This window comes from Stenotrophomonas sp. SBJS02 (genome assembly GCF_020428325.2).
Classification (GTDB): domain Bacteria; phylum Pseudomonadota; class Gammaproteobacteria; order Xanthomonadales; family Xanthomonadaceae; genus Stenotrophomonas; species Stenotrophomonas africana.
In genome coordinates this window covers 1,822,276-1,842,934 of record NZ_CP109812.1, presented here as the reverse complement: position 1 = coordinate 1,842,934, position 20,659 = coordinate 1,822,276, and the positions used below count along the sequence as shown (strand labels likewise).

The following is a 20,659-nucleotide window of genomic DNA, read 5'->3' as shown; positions in this document are numbered from 1 at the left end:
GCGTCTCCTCATTCCCAGCAGCGGTCGGCACGCCCCTTGGCGGTCTGCGCGCGCGGGCAGTCGCGTGGCGTGATGCGGCCTTCGGTCAGCTCCGTGCGCAGCTTGCTACCGTTGGCATCGCGGCGCAGTTCGAAGGCGTCGTAGAGACGACCGGTCACGGTGCGGGCTTCATAGCGCAGGTGCTGTGGGTCGATATTCAGCACCTGGAACAGCTGGGTGTCCTCGGCCACCGGATGCATCGTCCTGCGTGCTTCGTCGGAAAGGCGGTACTGCTTCGGTCCGGCCACGGTCACCACATACTGTGGCGTCGCCGCCTGCCCTTCGCCACGACGGCCATAGGTGTGATCGTGGCCCTGCAGCACCAGATCGACGTTGTGGCGGCGTACCACCGGCAACAGCACGTCACGCAGCGCGGCGTTCTCACGCCCTTCGCGCGGCGAATAGAACGGCTGGTGCAGCAGCACGATGGTCCACGGCTGCGGATTGCCGCTCAGTACCTTGTCCAGCCACTGTGCCTGTGCCTTGGCGGTGCCCAGGTCGAGGGCCGACGTGCCATCGACCACGGCCACGCGCACGCCCTGCGCATCGAACCAGTAGCTTGTCTGCTGTGCGGCGCTGGCGCCATTGCCCGGCAGCGCGAACGTGACCGGCCAATGCTTGCCCAGCACGCGGCGTTCCTGCGGGGTGTCCTCGAATTCCTCGAAGTACTCGTGGTTGCCGATGGCCGGGGCCACCAGGGTTTCCTGCGCCAGCCAGCTGGTAGCAGCAAACCACTCGCCCCACTCGCTGTCATCCATGTTGTCGCCACCGCTGACCAGGTCGCCGGCAAACAGGCTCATGCGCGCCTGCGGTGCAGCCTTCTGCGCGGCACGCACCACCCGGCTGACGTGGCTGACGTTCTTGTTCTGGGTATCACCGAAGTACAGCAGGGTCAGCGGCTGGTCGGCGGCGGCCAGCGTACGCAACTGGTTCCAGGCGCTCCAGCTGCCATTGCCCTGCACGCGGTAGACGTACTGGGTATCCGGCTGCAGGCCGCTGATGTCGGCGCGATGATGATGCGACAGACCGTTCTCGGTCTGCAGCGCACGGGTCGTTGCGCGCACCTGGCGGATGCCCTCGATGGCCGGCGAATCATCGGCGAGGGCAATCTCCAGCAGCGGTGCCTGCACGCTGCCGTCGGTACGCCAGGCCACGGCGAACCCATGGCTGGGGTCGACCGCCGGCGAGGCGACGATGCGGTCCGGTACCGTCGTCGCTGCGTAGTGCCGGCTGCCCGCCGGCACCTGGGTATTCGGTTCGGCCGCTGCGAACGACAGGGACGGCAACGCCAGCATCAGGCCCAGCGCCAGCGTACGCATCACGCACTGCCCGCTCATGCGCCACACTCCAGCGGCAGCGCCAACTGCTTGGCGATGCTCTCCCAGTCGAAGGCCACCACGCCCTGGTCGTCGTGCACGGCATACAGCGCACCGTGCGGGAAGCGCGCGCTGGGTTGCTGCATCATCCAGATGCCATCGGTGTTGGCCACGGTATTGCCCTGGAACGCGCCGACCGGCTTCAGCGTGTGACGGTCGAACAGGTGGAATACGCTGCGCTGCTTGCCCTGTTCGGTGGTGATCCACCATCCGTCCTTGCCACAGGTGCGCAGGGTCACGCCTTCGGCCTGCGCCTTGAACACCTCGCGGCCGAACGTGGTGCCGGTGAAGCGGCCCGCCAGGGTATAGACCTTGAACTCGCTGGCGTAGCTCTCGTCCTCTTCCGCAATCAGCAGGCGGTCGTTGTCCGGATCGCCCCAGATCGACTCGACCACGCGCAGCGCACCGGCCGCGGTGGTGTCACCGATGCTGGCCACCAGCTTCGCCTCGACCTTCGCACCGTCGCGGGTCACGTGGTACTGGCGCACGCGCTTGTCCAGCTCGGCCAGCGGCGGCAGGATGTCACGCCCCTGCGCATCCTCGCCGTTGTCCCAGGAGTCGGTGACGTAGACGCTGTAGCCATCGGCACGGCGGTCGACCCACAGCCCGTACGGCTTGCGCAGGTCGTCCGCAGCGAAGGTCGCCAGCGGCGCGAAGTCCGGCAGGCTCAGCACCTGCACGCGGTGATTGTCGCGCTCCACGATCCACAGCAGGTCGTCGGTCACCGCGATGCCGTTTGGGCGGTCGAACTGCCCCGGTGCGGTGCCGCTGCTGCCCACGTCACGCAGGTGCTGGCCGGTGCTGCCATCGTAGACCACCAGCTTGTCGGTCGCCTTGGCCGTGGCGATCAACCACAGCATGCCATCCGGAGCGCGCCAGGCCGCCGGCGAATCGATGTTGTCAGCCGGGGTCATCGGCGAAAGGAACGCCTCGGCGATGGTGGTCACCGTGCGCTCGCCGCTGGCCTTCGCCGGCGTCGCGGCCATGGCAGGATCGTTGCCAGCGGACGGTGTGCAGCCGGCGGCCAGTGCAACGGCCAGCGCGGCGGCCAGGGCAGTGATGCCACGCGCCATCACAGTGCCACCTTCAGGCCCAGCGCATAGGTGCGGCCATATTCTTCCATCTGCAGGGTGCGCGAACGCGTGCCCTGGTACAGCTCCAGCGGCTTGTCCAGCAGGTTCTGCGCCTCGAAGTACATGCTCACCCGCGGGGTGAACTTGTAATCCAGCGAGAAATCGAGCTGGGTGTTGGGTGCAACATAGATGTCGAACGCGCGGCCCTTGCCGATGCTGTCCAGGTACTCGCTGCGGTATACCGCCGCCAGGCGCGTGCTCACACCGTACTTTTCATAGCCGATGTGTGCGCTGTAGACATGCTTGGAGGCGCGCGGCAGCGTGAAATCCTCCCCCGCACGGTCCTTGATGCCGGCATCGAATTTGGTATCCAGCCAGGTGCCACTGGCACCGACCAGCAGTCCATCCAGCCCGGAAGGCAGGAAGGCCAGCTGCTGCTGCCAGTTGAACTCGGCACCACGCACGGTGGCCTTGCGGCCGTTGATCGGCTGGGTCACGTCGAAGCCGCCGTAAGCCGGGTCGTTGGTGCGCACGGTCTCCACGATGTAGCCGTCGATGGACTTGTGGAACAGGCCCAGCGAGACGATGCCGGTGCTTCCGATGTACTTCTCCACCGACAGGTCGATGTTCTTCGACTCGTACGGGTCCAGTTCCGGATTGCCCAGGCGCACTTCCTCGTCACCGCGGCTGTAGCCCACGCGCGGTGAAATGTCACCGAACGAGGGGCGCGATACGGTCTTGTTGGCCGAGGCACGCAGCACCCAGTCGTCTGCAGCGTCATAGCGCAGGTGCAGGCCCGGCAGCACGTTGGTATAGCTGCTGTTGGCCACGCGCGGGGTGACGGTGAAGCTGCGGCCGTTGGCGGCCACGTCCACCTGGTTGCCAACCGCCTTGAACTGGGTGTTTTCCACGCGCACGCCGCCAATGATACGCAGCGCGCCCACGTCCCAGGTACCCATCGCATAGCTGGCGAAGATGTCTTCGCTGGCAACGTAGTCCTCTTCCAGCGATGTCATCGCGTTGCCACCGGCATCCTGCGGGCGGGCGCTGTACTGGCCACCGTTGGCGGCCCAGAAGGCGCGCATCGCGGCCGAATCCATGCCGTCACCCAGGTTGCCGTGGCGGTGTTCGGGCGAGGAGGTGCTCCAGCTCGACAGCGCCACCTTCGGGCCGACGCGCAGTTCGCGCTCGTCCACATTCACGTCGCGGTCGCGCCAGCGTCCCAGCAGGCCGAACTTGATGCTGCTGCTGTCGCCGTCGAAGCGTACGTTGACCTGCGCGCTGTGCTCCTTGTCGTTCACCTGCTTGGGCGAGAGTACGAAGCGGTCGAACGCATAGTTGCTGTTGTCCAGCCACTGCGGGTTGTCGAAGCTGTAGCTGGGCAGGCGGCTGCGCTGGTCAAGCGTGCCGTTGAAGGCCTTGCCGTTGAGCTTGAAGCGCGCCTCCATCTCGTCGTTCACCCGCTCCTCGGTGCGGGTGTAGCCGATCCGGTAATCGACCACGGCGTTGGTCAGCTTGTTCTCGCCACCGAGACTGGCCGCGAAGGTGTTTTCCTTCTTGGTGCGGTAGCGCATGCGCTTGTCGATCGAATCCTTCGGCATGCCATCCAGGCGGTACTGGTCGGTGCCGGTCTTGACCATCTTCGCGTCGTCGAAGTTGAAGATCACGCGCTGGCGGGTCTCCGCATCATCGAACTGGCTGTAGAGCGTGCGCAGGTAGTACTTGCTGTCGTCGTTCGGCCGCCAGTCGAGGTTGAGGTTGGCACCGATGCGCTTGCGCTCGATCTCGTACTTGCGGTGCTGCAGGTTGATCGCGGTCACGTCACCGGGGGCGGCATCGTCCTCGCCGTCGTACTCCACTTCGGTGTTGTCCGACTCGAACCGGCGCTTCTGGTAGTTCACGCCCAACGCCACGCCGAACGTGTCGTTGAACACTTCGCTGTAGTTGAAGGCGGCCTTGGGGCTTGTCTCGCCTGACAGCTGCTGGTGACTGCCCTCGATCTTGCCGCGCAGGCTGCGACCGTCGCGGTCGAAGGCCGAGGCCGATTCCACCAGCACGGCGCCGCCGATGGCATCACCGGGCATGTCCGGGGTCGGCGACTTGACCACGCGCAGGCGCTCGGTGGAGTCGGACGGGATCACGTCCAGCGGCGCGGCACGGCTGGAATCCTCCGGCGTGCCGACCGCGATGCCATCTACGCTGACGCTGTTGAGGTTGGCGTCCAGGCCACGGATGACCACGAAGCGGCCTTCGCCCTGGTCGCGGGTCACGCTGATGCCTGGCAGGCGCTGCAGCGACTCGGCCACGTTCTTGTCCGGGTACTGGCCCAGAGCATCGGAGGACACTGCGTCCTCGATGGCGTCGCTGCTTCGCTTGAGGTCGACTGCGCGGATCTGCGATTCGAGCTGGGCACGCACCTCGATGCGGTCCAGGTCGACTGCATCCGACGCCACGGCGCCGGTGGCGGCTACCGTCTGCTGCCCGGCGGCCTGCAGCGGTGCTGCGGCCCCCATTGCCAGGGTCAGGGTGATGGCAACGGCCAACGGAGTCTTGATATGCACTGGGAATCCCCATTCCTGTTAAGAATGGGTCTGCACGGTATGTCCGCAAGGTTGCATGGCCGTGACATGCGTCTGCACATTTCGAGTAACACCGCTCCGGGCCAGGTTTGGGTTCGGCCCGCCAATCCGGCAAAATGGCGCTCTCTCTCCTTCTCTCCCCCCTTCCGACCATGAAGATCGTCGAAGTGCGCCACCCGCTGGTGCAGCACAAGATCGGCCTGATGCGCAACGCTGCGCTCAGCACCAAGGACTTCCGCGAGCTGGCCAACGAGCTCGGCACGCTGCTGGCCTATGAGGCCACCGCCGACCTGGATACCGAGCCGCACACCCTGCCCGGCTGGGCCGGCCCGGTCACCGTGCAGCGCATTGCGGGCGCCAAGATCACCGTGGTGCCGATCCTGCGCGCTGGCCTGGGCATGCTCAGTGGCGTGCTGTCGCTGATCCCGGCCGCCCGCGTCAGCGTGGTCGGCCTGCAGCGCGATGAGGAAACCCTGCAGCCGGTGCCCTACTTCGAGCGCCTGACCGGCCGCCTGGAAGAGCGCGACGCGCTGATCCTGGACCCGATGCTGGCCACCGGCGGCACGCTGATCGCCACCATCGACATGCTCAAGCGTGCCGGCGCCCGCCGCATCAAGGGCATCTTCCTGGTGGCCGCGCCGGAAGGCATCGAAGCGGTCAAGGCCGTGCACCCGGACGTGGAGATCTACACCGCGGCCGTCGATGCCCAGCTCAACGACAAGGGCTACATCCTGCCGGGCCTGGGCGATGCCGGCGACCGCATCTTCGGTACCCGCGTCGGCTGATCCGACCCCAAGCGCTGTACTACAGGCCGGCTGCGAACGCTTCCAGCTGGCCGATGACGGTGTTCCAGCCGTCGAAGAAGCCCAACTGCTCATGCTGGTCACGCAGGGCGTTGTCCGGGTGCATCACCTGCGCGGTGTAACGACAGCCCTGCCCTTCGTCCTCCATCGTGATGATGGCGGTGAAACCCAACCACGGTGACTGCGGCTGCCAGCCCGGGCCGAGCATCGAGGTGAACACCAGGCGCTGCTGCGGCACGATCTCCAGGAAGCTGCCCGGGTTGTCACTGCTGCCGCCGTCGGGGCCCTGCATGAAGGTGTGGAAGGCCCCACCGGGGCGCAGGTCGAACGCTCGCACCTCGGTGGTCCAGGGCTTCGGGCACCACCACTGACGCAGCAGTTCCGGGTCGGTCCAGGCCCGCCACAGGGCGGCACGCGGTGCATTCAGCACGCGGCTGATGACCAGATCGGTGTCAGGGTTGTCGCCTGCGTCTACGGCCATGGGCCTGCTCCTGTCGGTGAAGGGTTTCGACAAACTCGACCATGCGGTCGGCACGCGCTTCCCACACGGCGCGCTGCCCGGCCAGCCATTGCTCGGCCTGGGCCAAGCGCTCCGGCACCAGTTCGCAGGTGCGTACACGTCCCTGCTTGTGGCTGCGCACCACGCCATTGCGCTCCAGCACGGCCAGATGTTTCATCAGCGAGGGCAAGGCCATTTTGAAAGGCTCGGCCAGCGTCGACACCGTGCGCGGCCCCTGCCCCAGCGCGGCTATGATCGCGCATCGGGTGGGGTCGGCCAGTGCCTGGAACACGTCTTGGATGGCGGGATAATACTTACCCATATGGCTAAGTAATACCCCGGTCTGAATGCCGCTGCAAGCAGGCGCGGCCGGGGCATGATTCTTCACGTGGTCTTGCTACCCGCAGGCCAATGCTCCGCGCACCCGCCACCGCTTGGAGTACTGTCGATGAAAGCTTCTTTCCTGCTGGCCGCTGTCCTGCTGGTCAGCCTGCCCCTGGCTGCCAACGCCACCACGCCGCAGCAGCAGCGCATGGCCGAATGCTCGGCCAAGAACAAGGGTTTGAAGGGTGATGCCTACAAGACCGCACAGAGTTCCTGCCTCAGCGGCCATGCCGCCGACACCAAGCCTGTCAATGCGCAGCAGGAACGCATGCGCAAGTGCAACGCTGACGCGGGTGCCAAGAAGCTCGCCGGTGATGCGCGCAAGACCTTCATGAGCAGCTGCCTGAAGGCGTCGTAACGGTCGCGACCGGGAAAACAATACACGCGTGGCGTGGATCCACGGGCATCAGTGAATGGCCGGGCAATGCCCGGCCATTTCATTACCCCAACGCGCGCGCCTTCAGTTCACCCTGCTCGTGCAGGGTCACGAAACGACCCTTGTCATCGCGGCCCAGCTGCGCCAGTGCCACCTGCGGGTCGTGGGTGAAGAACAGCCGCACGTTGCGCGCCAGCTTGTCTTCGAGGAACTGCCGCTTCTCGTCGATCAGCAGCTCGGCGTTGCGGTCATAGCCCATGGTGATCGGCACGTGCACCCATGAACGGCCGGGAATCAGGTCGGCGCAGAACACCACGCCGCCATGCGGCCCCTCGCCGGCCTGCGCATGGCCGACGATCTCGGCCAGCATCAGCCCCGGTGTGTGCCCGTCGCTGTAGCTGAAGCGTACGCTGCGCCCCAACGCCTTGGAGTATTCACCGTCCACCACTTCCAGGCGGCCACTGGCCTGCAGCAGGCCGGGCAGTTCCGGAATGAAGCTGGCGCGGTCGCGCGGGTGTGGCTGCACGGCGCGCTGCCAATGCTGCGCGCCGACCACGTAGGTTGCGTTGGGGAACAGCAGTTCCGGCTCGCGACCCTCGCTCCACGCCGCCAGCAGGCCACCGGCATGATCGAAGTGCAGGTGGCTGAGCACCACTACGTCGATATCCTCGTGCTCGAAGCCGGCTTCGCGCAGCGAATCGATCAGCACGTGCTGGCTTTCCTGCACGCCATAGCGCTCGCGCATGCGCGGATCGAAGAACGCGCCGATACCGGTTTCAAACAGCACGGTCTTGCCTTCCAGCGGGCTGGCAAGCAGTGCACGGCAGGCCAGCTCGATGCGATTGAGCTCGTCCGGTGCCGCCCATTTTTCCCACAACGCACGCGGCGCGTTGCCGAACATCGCGCCGCCGTCGAGGCGCTGCGAGTTTCCACGAATAGACCAGAGTTTCATGCGTCGATTATCGGCGCCGGCTCGTTAAATAATCGCTAGGAGGAAAACAGAAAACCCCGCCGGCAAAGGCGGGGTTTCGGTAATCGGCCAGATTGCCGGCCAACGGCCAGCACGACCGGATCAGTGTGCCGGTACGACCTGGGCACTGCCCACCGGATTGCGCGGGTCGCTGCCGCCGAACAGCTTGTTCGCCTTGCGGTCCCATTCCACGGTCTGCAGGTTGCCCCACACGTGGCTGGAACCGCGGCCACTGGCGGCAACGTCGCCCGGCAGGTCGATCTTGTGACCCATCGCCTGCAGCTGCTTCACCGTCGCCGCGTCGAACGCATCGTCCTCGGCTTCGATCAGGTCCGGCAGCCACTGGTGGTGGTAGCGCGGCAGCGCGGCAACCTGCTGCGCGTCCAGGCCGTCGTCGTAGCCCAGGATGCCCAGCAGCACCATGGTGATGATGCGACTGCCACCGGGGGTGCCCAGCACCACCACCTTGTCGGCGTTCTCCATGAAGGTCGGCGTCATCGAGCTGAGCATGCGCTTGCCCGCCTTCGGCGCATTGGCTTCATAGCCCATCACGCCGAACGCATTGGGCGTGCCCGGCTTCAGTGCGAAGTCGTCCATCTCGTTGTTCAGCAGCACGCCGGTGCCCTTGGGAATCAGCCCCGAGCCGTAAAGCAGATTGACGGTCTGGGTGGCGCCGACACGGTTGCCGTCACGATCGATGATCGAGAAGTGCGTGGTCTCGTCGTCTTCCAGCGGCGTCGGGTTGCCCGACAGCAGGTCGCTGGGCGTGGCCTTCTCCGGATGGATGGTCGCGCGCAGGCCCTGTGCGTAATCCTTGCTGGTCAGCACCTTCTGCGGGATCTGCACGAAGTCCGGATCACCAAGGAAGAAGGTGCGGTCGCGGTAGGCGCGACGCATCGACTCCACCACCAGATGGGTGCGATGTGCCGGGTCCATCTTCTTGATGTCCCAGCCTTCCAGGATCTGCAGCATGCTGGCCAGCGCGATGCCGCCGGACGACGGCGGCGGCGCGGTGGTGATCTTCCACCCGTTGTAGTTGAACACGATCGGCTCGCGCTGCTTCACGCGGTAGCCGGCCAGCTCTTCAGCGGTCCACTGGCCGCCGGCCTGCTTCACGCCGGCCAGCAGCAGCTTGCCGGTCTGGCCCTTGTAGAAGCCATCGAAGCCACCCGCGGCCAGGCGCTCCAGGGTCTGTGCCAGTTCCGGCTGCTTGAACAGATCGCCGCTGGCGATCGGCTTGCCGTTGCGCAGGTAGACCTCACGGGTGCCGGGGTAGCGTTCCATCACTTCGCGACGCGAGGCATAGCCCTTGGCCATGCGGTCGTACACGGGGAAGCCTTCACGCGCGATGCGGATCGCCGGCTGCAGCGAAGCCGACAACGGCAGCTTGCCGTGCTTGGCTGACAGCTCGACCAGCGCCGCGGGCAGGCCGGGAATACCGGCCGACCAGGCACCATTGACCGAACGATCACGGTCCAGGTTGCCCTGCTTGTCGAGGAAGGCCTGCGGAGTTGCCGCGGCCGGCGCGGTCTCGCGCGCGTCCAGCATCACGTCCTTGCCGGTGGCCGCGTCGTGCAGCAGGAAGAAGCCACCGCCGCCCAGCCCGGAACTGATTGGCTCGACCACCGCCAGCGTGGACGACACCGCCACCGCGGCGTCGAAGGCGTTGCCGCCCTGCGCCAGGATGTCGATGCCGGCCTGGGTGGCCAGCGCGTGGCCGCTGGCAATGGCTGCGCCGTCGGGGCGCTCGGCACGGGCCGGGCTGTCGGCCCAGGCCATCGGGCTCAGCAGCAGGCCGAGCAGCAACAGGGGGCGGACGATCAGCGTCTTCATTCGGATGGGGGCTCCGCGTAGAGTTCGGGGTGATCGTGCTGCAACTGGCGCAGCTTGGCCAGCAGCTGGTCTTCCGTTTCCACGATCTCCGGGTCCGGGTCGATGCACTCGACCGGGCAGACGACCACGCACTGTGGCTCGTCGAAATGACCCACGCATTCGGTGCAGCGCGCAGGGTCGATCACGTAGATGGTTTCACCCATCGCAATGGCCTGGTTCGGGCAGGCCGGCTCGCATACGTCGCAGTTGACGCAGAGCTCGTTGATTTTCAGCGACACGGCGATACTCCTCGCCCGCGCCCTGGGACAAAGGACCGGCCAGCGCGGGCGCGCGGGCCGGTCAGGTCATCAGCGGCGCCCTTGCAGGACGCCGCCCGGGCCATGCCGGAGCATGGCCGCCATGGCTCGGTATTACTTGGCTTCGACGAAAATGTACTCGGCACCGGTCGGCTGGATCGCAGCCTGTACGCGGGCGTTGTCGGCCGACTGGCCGATGAAGACGACGCGCACGCCCTTCATCGAATCCGGCGACACGTCCTTGAAGACGGCCTGGATCATGTCAGCCATCTTGCCCGAGGCCGACGAACCGAAGGCCAGCATGTTGCCCGGCTGCACGCCACGGGCCACGGCCTGGGTCGCGCTCTCGGTCTGGCGCTCGTACTTGGCCTGGAAGTCCGGGTCCGACTCCGGCGAGAGGTAGTACAGGAACGGGCTGTTGGTGATGTTGCCCATGTTCTGGATGGCCACTTCCTGCAGGTACTTCTTCCAGCCTGCATCGTCGTCCTTGGACGGAGCGACCAGGGCCTGCTTGGCCTCGTCGACCGGAGCGGCCTCTTCCTTCTTGCAGGCGGTGAAGGCCAGGGCCAACGAAGCGATCAGCATCGCGCGCATGGTGGTGTTCATGGGTTTCCTCCCGGAATGGTGCGTGGTGTTGTACGTAATGGGGTGCGGGTACAGCAGGGCTTACGACTGTGCAGCCTTCGCTTCGCGGACCTTGCGCAGGGCTTCGAGCACCGCGGCCGGCACGAAGCCGGACACGTCGCCGCCCAGGCGCGCGATCTCGCGGACCAGCGAGGACGAAATGAAGCTGTGCTGCTCGGCCGGGGTCAGGAACAGGGTCTCGACCTCCGGAATCAGATGGCGGTTCATGCTGGCCATCTGGAACTCGTACTCGAAATCGGACACCGCGCGCAGGCCGCGCAGCAGCACCCCGCCCTGGACCGAACGTACGAAATGGGCCAGCAGGGTGTCGAAGCCGATGACTTCGACGTTGCCGTGGTGGCCCAATGCGCCACGTGCCAGCTGCACGCGCTGCTCCAGCGGCAGTGCCGGTCCCTTCGACGGGCTCTGTGCCACGCCGACCACGACCTTTTCGAACAGTGGTGCGGCCCGGCTTACCAGGTCGATATGACCGTTGGTGATGGGGTCGAACGTGCCGGGGTAGACGGCAATGCGGCGGTTGGCCACGGTCATGGGCGGATGCAGATGTTCAGATGAGGTCAAAGTGTAGCAGTGGCGCGGCGGTACAGGGCAAAGCGCACCTCACGGGTGCCGCCCTCGCGGTGCAGCAGCCAGTCCGGCGGCAGCATCGGCACGTGGCCGGCCGGCGATTCCAGGTACAGCCAGGCATCGGCAGCCAGATGCCGCGGCAGCTGGGCCAGCACGTCCTGCCACAGGCCATCGGCGAACGGCGGGTCGATGAAGACCAGGCCTGCCTGCTGCGCGGGCGCGCTCTGCAGCCAGCGCACGGCATCGGCCTGCACGACCGTGATCTGGTCGGCGGCCTGCAGCTTGGCCACGGCGGCGGCCAGATTGCGTCCCAGCTGCGCGTCGCGCTCGACCAGAGTGGCGTGCGCGGCACCGCGCGAGACGGCTTCCAGGCCCAGCGCGCCGCTGCCGGCGAACAGGTCCAGCACCCGCGCGCCGCCCAGCCTGGGCATCAACCAGTTGAAAAGGGTCTCGCGCACGCGATCGCTGCTGGGCCGCAGCCCCGGCAGGGTCGGCACCGGCAGACGGGTATTGCGCCAGCGCCCGCCGATGATGCGGACCTGGCCGTCATTGCCCCCACGGCCGCTCATCGGCGCCCCCGGCGGGAGGTATTCGAGAAATTCAGCATGAGCGGGATTGTAGTTCGGCCGGCCCGCGGCCGGCACCCGCAGAGTCCGAAGCAACGGCCGAAGCAACTTCAAAAGCTGGTTTCCTGTGGGTTGGCGGGGCGGGTCAGGTTGTGGGGGACGCCGTAAACCCGTCCATGGGGGCTTGGCCGCGGCATCCATGCCGCGGACACCCCCACAACCTGACCCACCCCGCCTTCGACAGTTTCCTGCGATCTGTCGGAACGGCTTTCTGCTCTGGTGGGTGCCGACCGTTGGTCGGCACGAATGAATTCATTCGATATCTGACAGATGTGCCGACCAAAGGTCGGCACCTACCAACAGCCGAGTGAACCCGTCAGAGGCGAGGCGGTGTGGGTTGGCAGGACCGTTGGCGCCATGGATGGCGCCATCGAGCCCCCAGGGACGGGTTCACGGCGTGTCCTGCCAACCCACACCACCCCGCCATCCCACGGAACGCCCGCTGTTGCTGTTGCTTCGGCCTCTGCAGGTGCAGGGCTGCAAGCCCTGCCGAACAACCCCTTGATTTCGGGACAATCAGCCATACCCCTTGGCGAGGCCGCACGCGCTGGCGCGGCATTGCACATGGAGCCCTATCGATGACCGACACCATCCAGACCGAAACCCTTGGCTTCCAGACCGAAGTCAAGCAGCTGCTGCAGCTGATGATCCACTCGCTGTACTCCAACAAGGAAATCTTCCTGCGCGAGCTGGTCTCCAACGCCGCCGACGCCGCCGACAAGCTGCGCTTCGAGGCCCTGACCCAGCCGGCCCTGCTGGAAGGCGACAGCGAGCTGCGCGTGCGCGTCAGCTTCGACCCCACCGCGCACACCATCACCATCGAAGACAACGGCATCGGCATGAGCCGCGCCGAGGCGATTGCCCATCTCGGCACGATCGCCAAGTCCGGCACCGGCGATTTCCTGCGCCAGCTGTCCGGCGACCAGAAGAAGGATTCGCAGCTGATCGGCCAGTTCGGCGTCGGTTTCTACAGCGCCTTCATCGTTGCCGACGAAGTGGAAGTGACCTCGCGCCGCGCCGGCCTGGCTGCAGGCGAAGGCGTGCGCTGGACCTCGCGCGGCGAAGGCGATTTCGACGTGGCCACTGTCGACAAGGCCGAGCGCGGCACCCGCATCGTGCTGCACCTGAAGGACGGCGATCATGATTTCGCCGACGGCTGGCGCCTGCGCAGCATCCTCAAGAAGTATTCGGACCATATCGGCCTTCCGATCCAGATGCCGAAGGAAGGTGGCGAAGAAGGCGCCGCGGTCGAATGGGAAACCGTCAATCGCGCCAGCGCGCTGTGGACCCGTCCGCGCACCGAGATCAGCGACGCCGAGTACACCGAGTTCTACAAGCACGTGGCGCACGACCACAGCGATCCGCTGGCGTGGAGCCACAACAAGGTCGAAGGCAAGCTGGAGTACACCTCGCTGCTTTACGTGCCCGGCCGCGCGCCGTTCGACCTGTACCACCGCGACGCGCCCAAGGGCCTGAAGCTGTATGTGCAGCGCGTGTTCGTGATGGACCAGGCCGAACAGTTCCTGCCGCTGTACCTGCGCTTCATCAAGGGCGTGGTCGATTCCAACGACCTGTCGCTGAATGTCTCGCGCGAGATCCTGCAGTCCGGCCCGGTCATCGATTCGATGAAGGCGGCGCTGACCAAGCGCTCGCTGGACATGCTGGAAAAGCTGGCCACCGACAAGCCGGAGCAGTACGCCACGTTCTGGAAGGAATTCGGCCAGGTGCTGAAGGAAGGTCCGGCCGAGGACTACAACAACCGCGAGAAGGTGGCCGGCCTGCTGCGCTTCGCCTCCACCCGTGGCGACGGCGATGCGCAGACCGTGTCGCTGGCCGATTACCTCGGCCGCATGGCCGAAGGCCAGGACAAGATCTACTACCTGACCGGCGAGAGCTACAGCCAGGTGCGCAACAGCCCGCACCTGGAAGTGTTCCGCAAGAAGGGCGTGGAAGTGCTGCTGCTGACCGACCGCATCGACGAGTGGCTCATGGGCTACCTGACCGATTTCGACGGCAAGGGCTTCGTCGACATCGCCCGTGGCGACCTCGACCTGGGCGCGCTGGAAAGCGAGGCCGACAAGCAGGAACAGGAAGCAGCCGCCAAGGACAAGCAGGGCCTGGTCGAGCGCCTGAAGACGGTGCTGGGCGATGACGTGGCCGAAGTGCGCGTGTCGCACCGCCTGACCGATTCTCCGGCGGTGCTGGCCATCGGCGAACAGGACCTGGGCCTGCAGATGCGCCAGATCCTGGAAGCCAGCGGGCAGAAGGTGCCGGACAGCAAGCCGGTGCTGGAAATCAATCCGGGCCACCCGCTGATCGCCAAGCTCGATGCCGAAGCCGATGGCGCGCGTTTCGATGATCTGGGCCGGGTGCTGTTCGACCAGGCCGCACTGGCCGCCGGTGACAGTCTGAAGGACCCGGGCGCCTATGTGGCGCGCCTGAACAAGCTGCTGCTGGAGCTGTCGGCCTGATTGACAGGATGGAGGCCAACCTTGGTGACGCGCTTTTGTAGAGTCGAGCCATGCTCGACTGCGCCATGAGTGCCAACCGAGGTTGGCACCTACCAGGGCGGGTCGAGCATGCCAACCAAGGTTGGCCCCCACCTGGGGCGGCGGTTGGCACCTACCGAAGTGGGCTGCTCAGACCTCGCGATCCAGCAGCGAGCCCAGCATCTGGTCCTGGCGGCGGATCACCGTGGCATTGGCGGCGAAGGCCACCACCTCGGCTTTCGCCGCCAGCAGATCACCCAGCGGTGCGCGGGTATCGGCGCCAATGGACGTCACCGAAGCCTTCACCCCGCCCTGCTCCACCGCACTACGCTGCAGCTGCAGGCGTTGGGCATCGGGAGTCGCCAGGTTGGCCACGTTGTGCGCGGCCACCTGCACGCCCTGCTGGGCCACACGCGTCCCGCTGAGGGCGATTCCCATCACGTTGTTCATGGCGGTCTCCGGGCCGCCCTGCGCAGCCCTCCGGACCGGTTAACGGCCGGCGGGCCGCGACCTTGAGTCCACATCGGCCCGACAGGCCCGAGTGGTAGCATATCCCTCTGATTTCAGCGCCTTTTGCCAATGCTCAGTTTTTTCCGCCGCAAGAAGCCCCAGGATGCCCCCGCAACGGAGGCACCCAAGACCCAGCACTACTCGGCTGAAGAGCTGGCGGCGGCGTTCCCGTCTGCCGCGCCGGTCGAGGACAAGAAGCCGGCACCGGTAGCCGTACCGGCCGAGCCTGCGCCGGTCGAGCCGCCCCCCGCAGCCATCGTTCCGAACGCTGTCGAGCCGCCCCCGGTGGTTCCGGCTCCAGTCGCACCGGTTCCGGCAGCTCCTGCACCCACGGCGCAGATCGACGTCGCCCCCGTCGCGGCCCCGGCCATCGAACCGGCACCCGCACCGCTGCCTGAGCCCACCCCCACACCTGTCACCGACGATCTGCCTGCCGCCGCCTCGGTCGACGCCGTTCCGGCGCCTGCCGGCAAGCCCGGCTGGCGCGAGCGCCTGCGCAACAGCGTCATCGCGCGCAGCTTCGGTGGCCTGTTCTCGCGCAACCCCAAGCTCGACGACGACCTGCTGGACGAGCTGGAAACCGCACTGATCACCGCCGATGTCGGCGTAGGTGCCACCACCGATCTGGTCGAGGGCCTGCGCAAGCGCATGAAGTCGCGCGAGTTCGCCGACGCCAATGCACTGCTGGCCGCGCTGCGCGCCGAGCTGATCGCAATCCTGCAGCCGGTGGCCAAGCCGCTGGTGATCGACCGCAACGCCAAGCCCTTCGTGGTGCTGACCGTCGGCGTCAACGGCGTCGGCAAGACCACCACCATCGGCAAGCTGGCCAAGCGCTTCAAGGACGATGGCCACAGCCTGATGCTGGCCGCCGGTGACACCTTCCGTGCCGCCGCCGTGGCCCAGTTGCAGGCCTGGGGCGAGCGCAACGGCGTGGCCGTGGTCGCGCAGGGGCAGAACGCGGATGCCGCTTCGGTGGCATTCGATGCGCTGCAGGCCGGCAAGGCCCGTGGCACCGCGGTGCTGATCGCCGATACCGCCGGCCGCCTGCACACCCAGTCCGGTCTGATGAACGAGCTGGGCAAGATCCGCCGCGTGCTCGGCAAGATCGACGCTACTGCACCGCACGAGGTGTTGATGGTGATCGACGGCACCACCGGCCAGAACGCGCTGTCGCAGTTGCGCCAGTTCAATGCCGCGGTGAACGTGACCGGTTTGGTGGTGACCAAGCTGGACGGCACCGCCAAGGGAGGCGTGGTGTTCGCACTGGCCCGCGAGTTCGGCATTCCGATCCGTTTCGCCGGCATCGGCGAGCGCCCGGAAGACCTGCGCGTGTTCGACCCGGAAGCCTTCGTCGACGCCCTGCTGCCCGAAGCGCTGGGCGGCTGATACACCGCGCAGCCACGCAAGGCGTGGCTCTACTGCAATCCGGTAGAGCCACCCCACGGGTGGCTGCCTCTCTGGAACACCGATGCCCCGCCAGCCGCACGCCAGCGCCAGCACTGCCCAGCAAGACGGCTTCGTCGCCCGCCTGCTGCACTGGTTCGACGACCACGGTCGCCACGACCTGCCCTGGCAGCATCCGCGCAGCCCCTATCGGGTCTGGTTGTCGGAAATCATGCTGCAGCAGACCCAGGTGGCCACGGTCATCCCGTACTTCCAGCGGTTCCTGCAGCACTTCCCGACCCTGCCCGACCTCGCCGCCGCCAGCAACGACGCGGTGATGGCGCAGTGGGCCGGGCTCGGCTACTACGCCCGTGCACGCAACCTGCATGCCGCTGCAAAGCGCTGCGTGGAACTGCACGACGGCGACCTGCCGCGCGATTTCGATGCATTGCATGCCCTGCCCGGCATCGGCCGCAGCACCGCTGGCGCGATCCTCAGCCAAGCCTGGAACGACCCGTTCGCGATCCTCGACGGCAACGTCAAGCGCGTGCTCAGCCGCTACCACGGCATCGAGGGCTTCCCGGGCCTGCCGGCCATCGAGAAGCAGTTGTGGGCGATCGCCGAGGCGCACGTGGCGCAGGTGCCGGCCGGGCGCATGGCCGATTACACCCAGGCACAGATGGACCTGGGCGCGACCGTGTGCAGCCGCGCCAGACCCGCCTGCGTGATCTGCCCGCTGCAGGACGCATGCGTGGCGCGCCGCGAAGGCCGCACCGCTGAACTACCCACGCCCAAGCCCAGCAGGACCCTGCCCGAGCGCGAAGCAGTGGCCCTGCTGCTGCGCGACGCCCAGCAGCGCGTGCTGCTGCAGAAGCGGCCGGACACCGGCATCTGGGCGCAGCTGTGGACACTGCCGCAGGCCGACGCCGGCGGCGTGCTGCAGGACTGGTTCGATGCCCATGTCGATGGCTCGCTGGAAGATGCCGAGGAGCTGCCAGTGCTGCAGCACACCTTCAGCCACTACAGGCTGCATCTGCAGGTGCTGGCGCGGCAGGTACATGGCCTGCGCGTGGAGGAGCCCACGCTGCGCTGGGTCGCCTACGATGAACTGCCCGCGCTGGGCCTGCCCGCGCCGATCCGCAAACTGCTCGACGGCGCGACGATCAAGACGCCAAAACGAACTTCCAAGAAACCCCGCAACCACGAGTGAGCGCCATGCCCCGAACCGTCTTCTGCCAGTACGAACAACGCGATGCCGAGGGCCTGGACTTCGTGCCCTACCCCGGCGAGCTGGGCCAGCGCATCTTCAACAACATCGGCAAGCAGGCCTGGGCTGCGTGGCTGGCGCACCAGACCATGCTGATCAACGAGAACCGCCTGTCGCCGCGTACGCCGGAACATCGCGCGTTCCTTGAAGGCGAACTGGTCAAGTTCCTGTTCGAGAAGGACGCGGAAAAGCCGGCAGGCTTCACCCCGGAAGCCTGACGCACAGGTAGTGTCGGCCGCCAACAAAAAGGGGACGGAGGGGATTAAGTCGTTTGTGCCACAAACGACTTAATCCCCTCCGTCCCCTTTTTTGATCATTTCGCCGGCGCGGTGTTTTCCTCGCGCTCCTGCACCTGCGCCTGGCGCAGCTCCTGTTCGGAGGCACGCAGCGCCTTCACGTCCAGCTTGCGGATGCTGTCGATGAAGCACGGCATGCGCGGGCCGCCGGTAGGGTCGCGCACCAGCACTTTGTCGAAACGCGCCGAAACACGGTTCATCTGGCTGGTCAGGCCGATGGCGGTGGCATACGGCAGGTCCTGGCAGGGACCTCTCAGTTCCAGCAGATAGGCTTCGCTGGGACGCGTCCACACTGCCAGCGCGCTGTCACCCAGTTCGGTCCAGCCATTGAGGCTGCCGAAGAACTGCATGTCGTTCTGCGGCGCGCCGGCGTGGGCGCGGTACAGGTCGAGCTTCTCGGCGCTGCTGAGCCGGCCAGTGGTCGCGCAGGCGGCCAGGGCCAGGCAGAGTCCGGCCATCAGGATCGGGGTCTTCATGGCGATCTCCTCGGGGAACTGTCGCCATCATGCGCCTGGGCCGGCAACCCGGCGCGACGACCGGCAGCCCCATTCAGGCGCCGGTCGGCGGTCGACCCAGGTCGACCTCTACCAAAGCAGACCCAAGGCCCCGGATTCCGGTAGTCGCCAACCTCGGTTGGCGCTTGCCCTGCAGGAGCAGCCGACCAGGGCCGGCCTCTTCCAAAGCGGGCCCGGCGCCTCAGACGTCGGCGTGCGCCAGCGCGTGCAGGCGCCCTTCGCGCAGCTCCAGCACCCGGTCCAGGCGCCGCGCCAGGCTGCGGTCGTGGGTGACCAGCACCAGACTGGTGTGACGCGCACGATTCAGTTCCAGCATCAGCTCGAACACCGTTGCAGCCGTGCGGTCATCCAGGTTGCCGGTCGGCTCGTCACCGAGCACGCAGGCCGGATGATTGACCAGTGCCCGCGCCACCGCAGCACGCTGGCGCTCACCACCGGACAGCTCGCCCGGCTTGTGGTCCAGGCGATGGCCGAGGCCGACCGCTTCCAGCAGCGTGGTGGCCCGGCTGCTCGCTTCTGCGACCGCAGTGCCAGCCAGCAGTACCGGCATCATCACGTTTTCCAGCGCGGTGAACTCCGGCAGCAGGTGATGGAACTGGTAGACGAAGCCCAGCGCCTGGTTGCGCAGCAGGCCGCGCGCGGTGTCCGACAGCGCCGACATGCGCTGGCCGGTCACATAGACCTCGCCGGCGGTGGGAATGTCCAGGCCACCCAGCAGGTGCAGCAGCGTGCTCTTGCCGGCGCCGGAGGCACCGATGATCGCCACCGTCTCGCCGGCGGTGACGGTCAGGTCCAGGCCATCGAACACCGGGGTCTGCATGCGCCCTTCGGCGTAGGTCTTGCCCAGTGCTTCGGCGCGGATCACTTCATCGCCGCGGTTGAAGACCTTATTCATAACGCAGGGCCTCCGCCGGCTGGGTGCGTGCTGCCCGCCAGGCGGGATACAGGGTGGCCAGGAAGCTCATCAGCAGCGCGACCACGGTGATCGCCACCACGTCGCCGGTCTGCATGTCGGTCGGCAGGCCGGTGATGTAGTACACATCCTCCGGCAGCAGCTTGACGTTGAACACGCTCTCGATGGCGCCGAGGATGCGCTCCAGGTTGAGGGTCAGGGTGATGCCGCCGATCAGGCCGGCCAGCGTGCCGAAGATACCGATCAGCGAACCCTGCACCATGAACACCTGCATCACCCCGCCAGGAGTCAGGCCAAGGGTGCGCAGGATGGCGATGTCGGCCTGCTTGTCGGTCACCAGCATCACCTGCGAGGACACCAGGTTGAAGGCACCCATGGCGATGATCAGCGACAGCAGGATGCCCATCACCACCTTCTCCATGCGCAGCGAGTGGTAGAGGTTGGCGTTCTGCTGGGTCCAGTCACTCACGCGGTAAGCACCGCCGAGGCTCTGCGCCAGGTCCACGCCCACTTCCAGCGAGCGGTCCATGTCGTGCAGCTTCAGCCGCACGCCGGTGGCACCATCGCTGCGCAGCACGCGCTCCAGGTCCTGCATGTTGGCAAAGCCGACGCCACGATCGACCTCGTTGTAGCCGGCCTCGAAGATGCCGCTGACGGTGAAGCGTTTCATCCGTGGCACCGCGCCGGCGGGCGTGCCTTGCACTTCGGCAAACGTCACCAGTACCTGGTCGCCGACGTCAACACCCAGCCAGATCGCCAGTTCCTTGCCCAGCAGCAGGTTGAAGCTGCCCGGCTTGAGGCTGTCATAGCTGCCCTTGGTGACCTTCTTGTCGATCACCGAGACTTTCGGCTCCAGCGCCGGATCGATGCCCTGGATGATCGCCCCCTGCACGCGCGGGCCGCTGATCATCGACTGGATCTCGATGTAGGGTGCGGCACCGGCCACACGCGGGTCCTTGCGGGCGACGTCCACCACGCGCATCCAGTCCGGCATCGGCTCGCCGTCGCGGCTGATGGTGGTGTGCGCGGTCATCTGCAGCAGACGGCTGCGGATCTCCTTCTGGAAACCGCTCATGACGGCCAAGGTGGTGATCAGCACCGTAACGCCGAGCGCGATGCCCAGAATCGATGCCATCGCGATGAAGGAGATGAAGCCGTTGCGGCGCTTGGCGCGCAGGTAGCGCAGGCCGATCGCCACGGGAATGGGTTTGAACATGCAG

General features: G+C 66.6%; 21 protein-coding genes. 6 read left to right on the top strand and 15 right to left on the bottom strand.

Annotation, left to right across the window (positions count from 1 at the left end; translation table 11 throughout):
- Positions 1–8 precede the first annotated feature (8 nt).
- From FQS62_RS08800 to FQS62_RS08790, 3 genes are read right to left on the bottom strand one after another with little or no spacing between them, the layout of a single operon-like run.
- Entirely contained in the window at positions 9–1,358 is a 1,350-nt protein-coding gene (locus tag FQS62_RS08800; protein WP_226053537.1) for a purple acid phosphatase family protein, read from the bottom strand.
- Positions 1,359–1,372: 14 nt separating this feature from the next.
- Positions 1,373–2,488, bottom strand: coding sequence for an NHL repeat-containing protein (locus tag FQS62_RS08795; protein ID WP_154348866.1), 1,116 nt, complete (start codon positions 2,486–2,488; stop codon positions 1,373–1,375).
- Positions 2,488–5,049, bottom strand: a complete 2,562-nt coding sequence (locus FQS62_RS08790) for a TonB-dependent receptor (RefSeq protein WP_208043972.1) — start codon at positions 5,047–5,049, stop codon at positions 2,488–2,490. Before FQS62_RS08790 ends, FQS62_RS08795 begins: the two co-directional genes overlap by 1 nt.
- 170 nt (positions 5,050–5,219) lie before the next feature.
- On the opposite strand from FQS62_RS08790, the gene upp reads away from it, so the two are divergent.
- Positions 5,220–5,852 carry a uracil phosphoribosyltransferase gene (gene upp / locus FQS62_RS08785; RefSeq protein ID WP_057499348.1) on the top strand — a complete coding sequence of 211 codons (633 nt, stop codon included), beginning with the start codon at positions 5,220–5,222 and terminating at the stop codon, positions 5,850–5,852.
- A gap of 19 nt (positions 5,853–5,871) precedes the next feature.
- Here upp and FQS62_RS08780 read toward each other — a convergent pair whose 3' ends face one another.
- Both FQS62_RS08780 and FQS62_RS08775 read right to left on the bottom strand, forming a co-directional pair.
- Entirely contained in the window at positions 5,872–6,351 is a 480-nt protein-coding gene (locus tag FQS62_RS08780; RefSeq protein WP_208043971.1) for an SRPBCC family protein, read from the bottom strand.
- Positions 6,323–6,691, bottom strand: coding sequence for an ArsR/SmtB family transcription factor (locus FQS62_RS08775; protein WP_099588851.1), 369 nt, complete (start codon positions 6,689–6,691; stop codon positions 6,323–6,325). Before FQS62_RS08775 ends, FQS62_RS08780 begins: the two co-directional genes overlap by 29 nt.
- Before the next feature lie 126 nt (positions 6,692–6,817).
- Between FQS62_RS08775 and FQS62_RS08770 the strand changes: the two genes are divergently transcribed.
- Positions 6,818–7,111: a PsiF family protein gene (locus FQS62_RS08770; protein ID WP_049446255.1), complete on the top strand. Its 294-nt coding sequence runs from the start codon at positions 6,818–6,820 to the stop codon at positions 7,109–7,111.
- An 82-nt stretch (positions 7,112–7,193) separates the two neighbouring features.
- Here FQS62_RS08770 and FQS62_RS08765 read toward each other — a convergent pair whose 3' ends face one another.
- The 6 genes from FQS62_RS08765 to rsmD form a co-directional block, all read right to left on the bottom strand.
- The gene (locus FQS62_RS08765) at positions 7,194–8,081 is read right to left on the bottom strand and encodes an MBL fold metallo-hydrolase (RefSeq protein ID WP_049446254.1); all 888 of its coding nucleotides are present in this window, start codon (positions 8,079–8,081) and stop codon (positions 7,194–7,196) included.
- A 120-nt stretch (positions 8,082–8,201) separates the two neighbouring features.
- Positions 8,202–9,932 (bottom strand): gamma-glutamyltransferase, encoded by a 1,731-nt coding sequence (ggt, locus tag FQS62_RS08760; RefSeq protein WP_208043970.1) that lies wholly within the window; start codon positions 9,930–9,932, stop codon positions 8,202–8,204.
- A complete protein-coding gene (locus FQS62_RS08755; RefSeq protein ID WP_004153175.1) occupies positions 9,929–10,210 on the bottom strand; it encodes a YfhL family 4Fe-4S dicluster ferredoxin in 282 nt (93 codons plus the stop codon). The genes ggt and FQS62_RS08755 overlap by 4 nt, the downstream gene beginning before the upstream one ends.
- Before the next feature lie 132 nt (positions 10,211–10,342).
- Positions 10,343–10,834: a hypothetical protein gene (locus tag FQS62_RS08750; protein ID WP_004153167.1), complete on the bottom strand. Its 492-nt coding sequence runs from the start codon at positions 10,832–10,834 to the stop codon at positions 10,343–10,345.
- A 60-nt stretch (positions 10,835–10,894) separates the two neighbouring features.
- Entirely contained in the window at positions 10,895–11,404 is a 510-nt protein-coding gene (coaD, locus tag FQS62_RS08745; RefSeq protein WP_005409091.1) for a pantetheine-phosphate adenylyltransferase, read from the bottom strand.
- Positions 11,405–11,430: 26 nt separating this feature from the next.
- The gene (gene rsmD / locus FQS62_RS08740; RefSeq protein WP_208043969.1) at positions 11,431–12,009 is read right to left on the bottom strand and encodes a 16S rRNA (guanine(966)-N(2))-methyltransferase RsmD; all 579 of its coding nucleotides are present in this window, start codon (positions 12,007–12,009) and stop codon (positions 11,431–11,433) included.
- 635 nt (positions 12,010–12,644) lie between these two features.
- Between rsmD and htpG the strand changes: the two genes are divergently transcribed.
- Complete coding sequence (gene htpG, locus FQS62_RS08735) at positions 12,645–14,537, top strand: molecular chaperone HtpG (protein ID WP_208043802.1); 1,893 nt, start codon at positions 12,645–12,647, stop codon at positions 14,535–14,537.
- A gap of 168 nt (positions 14,538–14,705) precedes the next feature.
- Here the strand turns inward: htpG and FQS62_RS08730 are convergent, their stop codons facing one another.
- Positions 14,706–15,005: a hypothetical protein gene (locus FQS62_RS08730; RefSeq protein ID WP_049445698.1), complete on the bottom strand. Its 300-nt coding sequence runs from the start codon at positions 15,003–15,005 to the stop codon at positions 14,706–14,708.
- Positions 15,006–15,134: 129 nt separating this feature from the next.
- On the opposite strand from FQS62_RS08730, the gene ftsY reads away from it, so the two are divergent.
- From ftsY to FQS62_RS08715, 3 genes are all read left to right on the top strand, one after another.
- Positions 15,135–16,451: a signal recognition particle-docking protein FtsY gene (gene ftsY / locus FQS62_RS08725; RefSeq protein ID WP_208043801.1), complete on the top strand. Its 1,317-nt coding sequence runs from the start codon at positions 15,135–15,137 to the stop codon at positions 16,449–16,451.
- A gap of 82 nt (positions 16,452–16,533) precedes the next feature.
- A complete protein-coding gene (gene mutY / locus FQS62_RS08720) occupies positions 16,534–17,658 on the top strand; it encodes an A/G-specific adenine glycosylase (RefSeq protein ID WP_208043800.1) in 1,125 nt (374 codons plus the stop codon).
- 5 nt (positions 17,659–17,663) lie between these two features.
- Positions 17,664–17,933, top strand: coding sequence for an oxidative damage protection protein (locus FQS62_RS08715; RefSeq protein WP_014036808.1), 270 nt, complete (start codon positions 17,664–17,666; stop codon positions 17,931–17,933).
- Positions 17,934–18,028: 95 nt separating this feature from the next.
- Here FQS62_RS08715 and FQS62_RS08710 read toward each other — a convergent pair whose 3' ends face one another.
- The 3 genes from FQS62_RS08710 to FQS62_RS08700 all read right to left on the bottom strand — a co-directional run bounded on the left by FQS62_RS08710 (position 18,029) and on the right by FQS62_RS08700 (position 20,655).
- Positions 18,029–18,487 carry a DUF6491 family protein gene (locus FQS62_RS08710; RefSeq protein ID WP_208043636.1) on the bottom strand — a complete coding sequence of 153 codons (459 nt, stop codon included), beginning with the start codon at positions 18,485–18,487 and terminating at the stop codon, positions 18,029–18,031.
- 220 nt (positions 18,488–18,707) lie between these two features.
- Complete coding sequence (gene lolD, locus FQS62_RS08705; RefSeq protein WP_005409083.1) at positions 18,708–19,421, bottom strand: lipoprotein-releasing ABC transporter ATP-binding protein LolD; 714 nt, start codon at positions 19,419–19,421, stop codon at positions 18,708–18,710.
- Positions 19,414–20,655, bottom strand: a complete 1,242-nt coding sequence (locus tag FQS62_RS08700) for a lipoprotein-releasing ABC transporter permease subunit (protein ID WP_208043635.1) — start codon at positions 20,653–20,655, stop codon at positions 19,414–19,416. Before FQS62_RS08700 ends, lolD begins: the two co-directional genes overlap by 8 nt.
- Positions 20,656–20,659 lie beyond the last annotated feature (4 nt).